Origin of the sequence: Thalassospira mesophila (assembly GCF_002115755.1) — a bacterium.
In the GTDB taxonomy this organism is placed as follows: Bacteria; Pseudomonadota; Alphaproteobacteria; order Rhodospirillales; family Thalassospiraceae; genus Thalassospira; species Thalassospira mesophila.
Map to the genome: position 1 here is coordinate 1 of NZ_JFKA01000085.1, position 340 is coordinate 340.

Consider the following 340-nt stretch of genomic DNA (forward strand, 5'->3'; position numbering starts at 1 on the left):
TACCACTCGATGAAGCCCAGGCCGTAGTCGATCTCGCCCAGCGCTTCGGCCAGGCACTTGCCGTTTTCCTGGACCATGAGCTCGGCGAAGACGCGCTTGTCCGCCCGCATTAGCTCGAACCAGCGGCGCAGCAGCTCGCCGCGTTCGCGGGCCAGCTTGCGCGACCAGGCGGGAAAGGCGGCGCAGGCGCGGTCGATGGCCGCCTGCACCTCGGCGCCGGTCAGCTCGGGCGCCTGGCCGACCAGCGCGCCGTCGGCGGGGTTGTATACGTGGATCATGATGTCTGCCTTTACAGAGGGGATGGCGCCGGCTCGGGGTATCGCCGGCATGGATTGCATAA

1 protein-coding gene is annotated in these 340 nt (G+C 67.9%); it reads right to left on the reverse strand.

The features are described from left to right. The coding region (locus tag TMES_RS22150) for an aldehyde dehydrogenase family protein (RefSeq protein WP_143589788.1) at window positions 1-278 on the reverse strand (278 nt) is incomplete at its 3' end. Window positions 279-340 lie beyond the last annotated feature (62 nt).